At 47.3% G+C, this 9,149-nt stretch carries 6 protein-coding genes and 1 pseudogene; all 7 read right to left on the minus strand.

The genetic code is table 11. The features are described 5' to 3' along the window. Positions 1-815 (minus strand): annotated as a pseudogene (locus P5674_RS04805) (hypothetical protein); the annotation flags it as partial. Positions 816-869: 54 nt separating this feature from the next. Further along, a complete protein-coding gene (locus P5674_RS04810; protein WP_006617737.1) occupies positions 870-1,391 on the minus strand; it encodes a phage tail protein in 522 nt (173 codons plus the stop codon). 65 nt (positions 1,392-1,456) lie between these two features. After that, positions 1,457-1,675, minus strand: a complete 219-nt coding sequence (locus P5674_RS04815; RefSeq protein ID WP_006617736.1) for a hypothetical protein — start codon at positions 1,673-1,675, stop codon at positions 1,457-1,459. Between the two features lie 11 nt (positions 1,676-1,686). Then, the gene (locus P5674_RS04820) at positions 1,687-4,125 is read right to left on the minus strand and encodes a substrate-binding domain-containing protein (protein WP_006617735.1); all 2,439 of its coding nucleotides are present in this window, start codon (positions 4,123-4,125) and stop codon (positions 1,687-1,689) included. A 63-nt stretch (positions 4,126-4,188) separates the two neighbouring features. Further along, positions 4,189-5,247, minus strand: a complete 1,059-nt coding sequence (locus P5674_RS04825) for a YbjN domain-containing protein (RefSeq protein WP_006617734.1) — start codon at positions 5,245-5,247, stop codon at positions 4,189-4,191. A gap of 15 nt (positions 5,248-5,262) precedes the next feature. Then, entirely contained in the window at positions 5,263-7,200 is a 1,938-nt protein-coding gene (locus tag P5674_RS04830) for an ATP-binding protein (RefSeq protein ID WP_006617733.1), read from the minus strand. A gap of 32 nt (positions 7,201-7,232) precedes the next feature. Further along, the gene (locus P5674_RS04835; protein ID WP_006617732.1) at positions 7,233-8,561 is read right to left on the minus strand and encodes a DUF4255 domain-containing protein; all 1,329 of its coding nucleotides are present in this window, start codon (positions 8,559-8,561) and stop codon (positions 7,233-7,235) included. Positions 8,562-9,149: the final 588 nt, after the last annotated feature.

Raw genomic sequence — 9,149 nt, forward strand, 5'->3', positions numbered from 1 at the left:
GTTTCCGAGAGTCTCTGAATTGAAGGGGAATCATTAGAGGCGATCGCATTATTTATATCTCCCGAATCCGAGATTTCCGAGAGTCTCTGAATTGGAGATGAATCTGAGGTTTCCGAGAGTCGCTGAATTGAAGGGGAATCATTAGAGGCGATCGCATCATTTATATCTCCCGAATCCGAGGTTTCTGAGAGTCGTTGAATTGGGGATATGTCGGAAATAGGTTCAGAAGTTGAAGATTCGTATTGTCTTTGTATAGATTCAGAATGATGGGATTTCGATCTTTCTTGGCTTTCGGGGTATTTAGGAGGATAAAATCGGTTTGATTTTGGAGATACATAATCCCCTAATATGCTTCTAAATATGGTTGACTTGGAGGGTTGTGATTGTTGATAATTAACTTTTGTTTGGTCTTGATTTATATTGTCTAAGTCCTCAAATGGTGCATCTAATTCCCTTCTAATTGCAGATGATTCTGATGTGGGAATAGGAGATATTTCTGTGGGTTTAGGAATCGATTCTATTTCACTATTGCCAGAAAAATCAACATCATTCAGTGGCTTTTCTTGGATAATGTTTCGATTACCTAAGTCAGGTTTTGACTCTAATAGAAAAGGACTATCCCAATCAGAAAACCTTTGTAATTCTACTCCTTTACTAGAAAATAAAGATAAATCTAAAACTGAGATAGATCGTGCCCCTATAGGCTGTAAAAATTTCTGTCCTAATGGTATAGGAGAAACTATGGGATTTTTGACCCCTAAAGGTGCTTCTGATGGGGTGTTCGTGGATGAAATTTTATCCGATTTTGTAGACATATACCTTGAGTCAAATTACCACAAAAATTAGTCTGATATTTGATAATTTGTCCTTTAAAAGTATCCAAAACGATCCCGCCTTCTATTGATGGCTACACCTCCCGCACCCTGGGTTTGTGTGGTCACTTGTAACCCTTCATAAGCTAGGGTTAATTCTTCGATCGCTACTGAACTTCCTTCGGCTTGAAATCCTGGTGCTTTCCAAGAAATGGGAATAGCACCAATCAAAGTCCATGCTTGCATAATTTCCCCGGCTTGATTGAACATTAAAATATTGATATTCCGACGATTATATATGGGATTACTCATAGTAGTTATCATCCAATTCCAGAATATTGTACTATTAGTCATTCCCCTTTTTAAGGTGATGTCGTCAAACTCAGCATGACCTATAAATACTCGCTGTTGGTCATTAACTCCTCCTTCTAAATAGGCTTCTTTTTGCAAGGTTACTCCCCAGCCAGAACATTCCGAAAAAGATGCGGAAATTGTGCTTTCCATTTCTACATAAAAGCGATTAGTTGTGATATAATTGTAGCGGGGTGTAAAGGTATTAGTGCTGGGTATGGCTTCCATAATTTACTCGGATATATGTTAACAATTTATGAACATCATTAAAGATGTAATAAAGATGGAGATTACTATCGTTCACGGCTGATATTAAGTTCAGTAATTAACATTTCGTAAACTCGTTCTTGGATCTGTTGCTTTAGCATCGGGTCGGCGTGAACTTTTTGGGCGATTTTATACATCAAATCTTTGGGATTATGACACTGTATTTGGGCGGGCGCAACTAAACCAATGGGGTGGCTAGGTTGTCCGGGGGGTGGGTGTGGTATTGGGGGTTGGTTAGGGTTCATGATTAAATTGGTTAACGATTTTGGCTAAGGTTTTGTAAAGGAACTAATCCCGTTTTAATGAGCAGATTTTGTGCTTCTTCTGTTTTGAGAATTTCGGCAAATTTCTGCCCTACCGGGGATAAACTGTTATCAAATGAATAAACAACAGCCAGAGAATAGGCTAAGGGATATTGTCCAGTTTGAAATAGCTCAACTGATGGATAGTAGCTACCTTTATCATTGCACAAATCGGTTCCAGGTGTAATAGATTCATTGTTATGGCTTAGGGGTTGTACGGCTGGTCTCAAGCCTTCTACGATCGCCAGAGGGTAGACAGAACACTGCTGAAAAACTTGGCTGAGTGGGCCAAAAGACAGGCTGCCAATTTGTCGTTCTTCAAAATCCTGAAGAACTGTTCTCATCGCTTGAAAAGTGGGGATTTGGCGAATTCTATTGACATTGGTTTCAGTTGTGATAAAATTATCTGAGGAGGGTTTTTGCCACAGTCGCCGAAATTGAGCGATCGCTCGCTCGGTTTGTAGGACTCGTTCTTCAAAAATGCGGATAGCTTCTCCATCGGTGGGGATGTACAATTGCACAGGTAAATCCGGCCCTCCTAACTGTTTCCAGTTGTTAATTTCTCCGGTGTATAGTTGTCGCAATTGCTTAATTGATATTTGTCCGTTTAAATTGTGAGGTAAGGAATTCTGGCGGCGCTGGTAACTAAAGGCGACAAACACGACCAAACCATCATAAGCAAAGGGAATAGCATTTAAGTCTCTGTCTAAGTCCTGAATTAAGCTGGTAATAGCAAAATCTGCCTCTTGGTTGCGAACTTTAGCCAGTGCTTTTTCGGTTGTTGGTTGGGGTTTATAAACCAATTTCAGCATATTTGGGATGCGCTGTTGCAATTCTGACTCTAAGGTTTTCCCTTTTTCTACTAAGTTGCGCTGTCGGATTGAATAATTCCAAACGCCATTTTCCTCAGCAGTGTAGCTAAATGTTCCTTTGGGAATAGCAGCAATATCTTTGATGCAACAGGGAGAAAAACGGTGGTCAGCTAGGACGACATAGGGGCGATATAATAACCGCCAGATACCAATTCCTCCTAAAAAAGCCAGCAGAAGCAGTAGCAGAAGCCACAGCCGGGGAAAAGGGGGTTTTGTATCTTCTGTGTCTAAGACGATCGCTTGATAATTGTCGTCAATTTCAGATAACTTAGGGAGGGCTTCCCGGGCGGCTTTGGCATTTTCAAAGGATATATTGAATCCCAGGAGTCGCAATATAAACTGTTGCAGAGGGAGATAGTTTTCGGGCCAGTCTTCTGGGAATTGGTAGCGGAAAGTCTGCCCTCGGACATCGATGGGGGAGGTTAAATCATGTTGCCAATTTCCTTTTAAAAGGTCAAAGGCGATCGCACCTAAAGCCGTTAAATCGAGCTTAGGATCAGCCTGGGTAACTGTGGTTAACCCGGGCTGAAATGGCTTTTCTGTGAGGGCTAAGTCAGCGATGTAGGCGATAAATTGGGGGCGATGAAACTGATGCTGTTCGATGGGTAAAATCAGAATGGTGTCCAGGCTGAGGTTCCCGTGGGCTACAGATTCGCGAATTTGACCGGAGGGGAGGCGGTATTTCTGGGTGTGGAGGGCTTCCAGGCTTTGCAAAATCTGGTCGAGGAGGTGCAGGACTTGTTGGGGGGTCATAGCACCAAATTGGCGCATATAGGTTCGCAGGGTGGGATAGCTGTTAGAGAGGGTGGGGGTAACGGTGTAGCAGCGGGGTTGGTGGCGGTCGGCGATCGCTTCTGAGGGGACTAGCAGCCGAAAATCCTGCACCCGACCATCAGCAGGGACTAATCCTGCCACATTTTCAAATACTGTTTTGGTCTGCTGTTGTTCCTGTGGGTTAAAGTGACGTTGGGGGAGCAGATATTCTTTAATAATGACCGTTTTATTGTTGTTGGTTTGCACTGCTTGATAAAGGCGACCCAGACCCCGACTACCGATGAAACTGACGATGCGATATCGGCCTTGGTTGCCGATAATTTCGGATTTGGTGGCGAGGAAGGCGGGAAATCCGCATTGTAGACAGGTTAAAACCTGTGTTTCTGCGGTGGTGGATGAGGTAGCCAGGGGGCAGAATAGAGGGTTGCCGTGGGTACAGCGATATTTGGGATAGGGGTTGAGGCTGCTGGGGCTGACTTCGGCAAGTTGTGGAGGCGTATCGAGGATTTCGATGTCTGTGTCTTCGGGAATTTCTTCGCCCCGTTTGCGCCGTCGGAGGAGATCTCGGACATCTTCGCGAATGAAAGGTAAAAGCCGAATTACCCACAGGGGGAGAAATCGATAGGCGGAAGCGAAGGCATTATAACCGACCCGTCGGACGCGGTGTTGGGCGGTAGCAACGGTGCTTTCTCGGAGAGCTTTTCCGGTTCGGGTTTTGGGAATTGGGCGCTGAGGGGGTCTTACCATTGCATAAGGCTTCCCAAGAAGCAGGTGTTAGGTAGTCAATTAGGGGGTGAGAAAATAGGGTATTTATTCAGCCTCAACTTGGGCGATCGCATTATCGGGGGATGTACCATTGAGTACGGCAATAATACCTGGCAGGTATTGGTCCATCATCGTCACGTTTGTATAAACGAGGGATTCTACCAAAGCCGGGGTAAGGCGATCGCCTTCTACATCGATACTGGTTTTATAACAAACCTCCCCATCGGAATAGTCTAACTCGAAGTTGCCCAGAATTAAACCAGAATTAGCTTTTGTTAATAATTCAGCAATAGCCGATCGCTTTGGCGCAGGAATTGTCAGGGGACAAATCGAGTAAAACAGGAATTGTTGTTCTTCGTCTCTGGCTTGTGCGGAACAACTCCAACGGCCATTGTCGCCAATAAATGCCATCTCTAGGGTAGCTCCCTCGTCCAAGCTAACGTAGTCCCAATCATCTTGGTTAAAAAAGGCCGCCATGATTTGGGAAATGGGGGCAGAAATTGAGGAATCCGAGTCCCCTGTTGGTGGCGCGCCCAATTCCCTGCTAATTTCTTCGAGGGCTTGGCTTCCGGTTGACAAAGCCGTTTTAATTTGCGCCCCTAACTGCTGAAAAGTGTCTTTTCCCGTAGCAACCAGTTGAGCGAGGGTGTCAGGATTTGCCCAATCCCAAAGGGTACGATAGGCGATCGTTTTGTCTAATTGTTGTTGTCGCACTCCCAAACAAAACCAGTTTTCCGTGAATTGGTGAGGTAGGGGTTCTGGTCCGGGTGGTTGTTGTAGGTGATTGATGAGAGTAGCCGTGGTGGTTTCGTCCTGGGTGAGTTGAGGCAGCAAACCCGGTTTGAGCATCAATTCTAGGGTTAAATTGGTGTAAGGGTCAAATTGGCGGTCGATTAAGGGACTACAAACCTCTGGTTTCAAGTTAAACAATTGTTCTTTTTCAATCAATTGATAGGTATCAAAGGGTACTTCTAGCGTCAGATAAACATTAATATCCTTCCCATCATCCTCAGCAACAATGCCATTCACAGCCAACAATTCGAGGGTTTTTTGTGATGGCAAAATAAACGTTAATTGTTGATTTAAATAAATATCTTTTTTCATATCAATTATTAGTTATTAAACCCAGCCTTTAACTTCACTATCCATCAAAGGTTTTTCCAGTTTCATATATTCACTTTGGGCGGCGGCGAGTAGATGTTTCATCATTACCGGTTCTTCAGCATCAGCAGCCAGAAAAGCGGCGTTAAGGGCGATATTGCGGATATTACCCCCAGAGACACTCAAACGCGCCAATTTCTCAACCGTGAGCCCATCGGTGGGAGTTTCCGAGGGGAAAATACGCCGCCAGATTTCGGCGCGCTGTTTAGCATCGGGAAAGGGGAATTGGACCACAAAACGGATGCGACGGAGAAAAGCGGGGTCGAGGGCACCCTTCATGTTGGTGGTAAGAATAGCTAAACCTCGGTAGGCTTCCATGCGTTGCAGCAGATAACTAACCTCGATGTTAGCATGGCGATCGTGGGAGTCTTTGACCTCGCTGCGCTTACCAAATAGGGCATCAGCTTCATCGAAGAGCAAAATCGCGCCCCCACTTTCGGCAGCATCAAAGACGCGGCGAAGGTTTTTCTCCGTTTCGCCGATATATTTGCTAATGACGGAACTCAGGTCAATTTTGTATAAATCGAGTCGCAGGGCTTGGGCGAGAACTTCCGCCGCCGTGGTTTTCCCGGTGCCACTGGGTCCAGCAAATAGGGCGCTGATACCTAAACCCCGATCGCTTTTTTTACCGAAACCCCAATTTTCGTAAACTTGGGAACGTTGGCGGAGGTGAGCGGCCATTGTTTCCAGAACTTGCATTTGAGCCGACGGGAGAACCAAATCAGCCCAGGTGGCTTTAACTTCGATGCGCTGGGCCATATCTTCCATGCGGGGTCTAGCTTGGAGGCGACAAGCATCCCAAAGGTGGTCAATAAAGGTTTCTGTATCTTCGGGGGAAATTCCCTGGCTGGCGGTAGCCGTACAAACGGCGATAATGGCGGGGGAGGGGAGGTTAAATTGGGCGGTAACTCGTTGTAGGTGGCCGTTGAGGTGTGTAGTACCTTCTCCGAGGTGTTCTTCCCAATACTGGTACTGTTCGGCAGCGCCCGGGCGAGTAACCTCGAAGTTAAGCAGGGGTCGGGTCCGCTGCGGAAGGCGATCGCGAACGGTAATCATCAGGGGGCTACCGATGCGCTCAATCAGTTGCCAGATACCGTCTCCGTGGCGACTCATTTCTACCTGTTCGCAGTCGATAATGAGGGCATAACCTCCCAAAACTGACTCGCGCTCCCATAGTTTTAACATAAGGTTGAACTCTGCGGTGGCGGAAGGAATGCGATCGCCATCCATCAGATAGAGTTCTAGATCTAACTGTTGACAGACCACCTGTGCGATCGCTTGTCGAGTCGCCATATCTTCCCCGCAAATCTGGACAACCGGTAACTGTGACTCCTCGCTAAAGTTCGACCAGGTTTGGGCAATTTTTAGGGCTAGTTGTTGATGGGAGGGGACTAACAGGGAGGGCTCCCCCAGGGATTCTACAATCCCGAATAAGCGTTCATCAAGATGCTGTATCCCGATGAGATAGTGGAGGATGCGTTCATCAATGCGAAGGGGGCTGAGGGTCAAAACCGCACCGCCTCCGACCTCTAGTAAACGCCAGCGACGTAGGGGAGCATTGGGTGTTAGGGCGCTCCAATGGGGGTCATCGAAGATATTGAGGGCGAGGCTAAAGGTCGGATAGGGCTTTTGGGGGTCGCCGTTGGCTTCCGCGCAGAGTAGGGGAAAATCGGCATCGAGTTCCATTCCGGCGCACAGTAGCAGCAAATCTTGTTCAAAGGTAGATAGCCCAAAGGTATCGCACAGTTGCTCTAAGACAGGGGGGATGATGTTTGCTACGGTGGTTTCCGGTCGGGTTTCCCCTAATGATGCCGCTTTGATTCTTTCCTTAATTCGGGTTAAGGCGAGTATGAGAGTTTGTTGGTCGTGGGTGAATGGGCTGTTTGAGTCAGTCATGGTCACGGGGGAAATGGGGAAGGGGGTGCTGTTTAATTTATCGCTACTTTGGGTTGAATGTATTGCTCAAAAGTTGGACTGTCGGGGTTGTCGTCTACAGTCAGCATACTTTCTGCGCCATCAATTTGGACTCGCACTAAATATTCTCCGGGTTTGACTTCCCGAATGGGGATGGAGACGGTAGCCGTGGCGCGAGTAATGGGTGGGGCGGTGAATAGGTAGCCCACGGGATTATCGCTATTGAGGTTGTATTCGTTCATCATCAGGACAATTCGCTGACCGGGGGCGATCGCCAAATTAAGGCTAATGCTGAGGGTTCCCGACCGTGGCTCATCGTCAAATCCATCTAAATCTAGGACTGTGACCGCATCAATGGTAGGGCGCAAGACGAAGGGGGCGACGTTAGATTCCACTTGGGGAACACGGGCGGGAGTTTTACGCCTGGTAGTCGCTGTGGTGGTTCCCCCTACCTGAGACCCATTACGGGGGGGTGCGGGTGGGGCGCTTAGGTGAATGACTTGTAGGCTTTGCACGCCAGCGCGTAGCACTGAGGGGGAAATCAGGCTCAAGGGGAGCCGTAGTTCCCCACTGTTGAGTACTTGGGGGGTTACTTCTACTTGAGCGATGCGGATTTGGGTTAAGACACCAGAGAGATGCTGGCCACGAATGGAGAGGATGCTGTTACTGAAAATGGGTTGATTTTTACCTCCCACGGCGACCACTTGGGTGATGACGGGTTGTTTGGGAAAGACTGTACCGCCTAAAATGCGATCGCGCACAGGTAGGGCGGAACGTCCGGCGATGTCGCTTTCGATGATGATGACAGTCACTTTGTACACCAGGGACAGGGCGTAGGGGGTCTGGAAGAACACAGACCAGATTTTAGAGAGTTCGTCCGTGGAGACAGAGATAAATTCCGAGCGGATTTGTTCGACTTGTTCAGCCAGATCGGAGTCCGCGAGGTAGGTAAAGGTGGGATCGGCGATCGTCGATCGGATGGTGTCCGCACTCAATACTAACTGGTCTTCCAGGGTTTGGACGACGCTACCCAGCAGGCGCTGGGGTTCGAGATCGCCATCATTCCCGTAAAAGGATACCACATAGAATAGGTCGATCGCCGCTTGTCTGCGTCGGGTCATGTCCCCCCGTCGTTGGAAGTTGGGGGTGTCTTGGTTGGTGAGGGCTGGGTTACGTTTGATGTGATACAGGTATAGATTCACACCTGTTTCGGGAATTGACCCGCTCGAACCGTCTGGGCGCACGGTGGTGACTCGCGCTCCGTCCACGTCTCTCTGCACGGCTCGCTGTATAATCCGCTGTAAGGTCGCGGTGGCGGTCGCGACCGCTAGATGATTGCTCATGGCTGATTTGGCCAGTTAAAGGGGTGGGAATGATGGGATCGCGGATTTATGAGAACTAATCTGATGATCTTCTGATCTTCCATTATTTAATACCACTTTCAGTCTGAGTGCGATCGGATTCAACCGCCAATTTTATATATATTAACAAGAAATTCACAAATATTCACAAAACTTTAATTCACTTAAACAATGGTTGTAAAAATTAGTATATTTGTTATAGGTTTGGCTGTATTATTTTCAACAACTGCAATCGTTGTAGATCAAGCGATTTTGTAGCATCCCCGAAAACTCGGAGGAAGCGACGGGGTTTTGGGTGGCTGTGATTGAGCTAATACAATAAGTAGTAAATAAGTAAAAACTGGACATTACTGGATTGTTGATCTTCCCTAGCTGCCAGGTTTTTTGAATGCTGGCAAAAATTCTTCTGTTGTCAAAGGAGAAGAAAGGTAATGACGCGCTAATTCTTGCAGTTATTGAAGGATGAGGTTTGCCGGCAACTGCTTCGGGGAATAGCCGAAAAAGTGTCGCGAATGTGTAGGGTGCGTCAGACCCGGTAAATTATCGGGAAACCCGGTGAAATTCTACCTG

The organism is Limnospira sp. PMC 289.06, from assembly GCF_032350395.1.
Taxonomy (GTDB): domain Bacteria; phylum Cyanobacteriota; class Cyanobacteriia; order Cyanobacteriales; family Microcoleaceae; genus Limnospira; species Limnospira platensis.

Excerpts from the sequence above, each read along its gene's own strand:
- P5674_RS04810 (WP_006617737.1), bottom strand. The coding sequence starts at position 1,391 with ATGGAAGCCATACCCAGCACTAATACCTTTACACCCCGCTACAATTAT.
- P5674_RS04815 (WP_006617736.1), bottom strand. The coding sequence starts at position 1,675 with ATGAACCCTAACCAACCCCCAATACCACACCCACCCCCCGGACAACCT.
- P5674_RS04820 (WP_006617735.1), bottom strand. The coding sequence starts at position 4,125 with ATGGTAAGACCCCCTCAGCGCCCAATTCCCAAAACCCGAACCGGAAAA.
- P5674_RS04825 (WP_006617734.1), bottom strand. The coding sequence starts at position 5,247 with ATGAAAAAAGATATTTATTTAAATCAACAATTAACGTTTATTTTGCCA.
- P5674_RS04830 (WP_006617733.1), bottom strand. The coding sequence starts at position 7,200 with ATGACTGACTCAAACAGCCCATTCACCCACGACCAACAAACTCTCATA.
- P5674_RS04835 (WP_006617732.1), bottom strand. The coding sequence starts at position 8,561 with ATGAGCAATCATCTAGCGGTCGCGACCGCCACCGCGACCTTACAGCGG.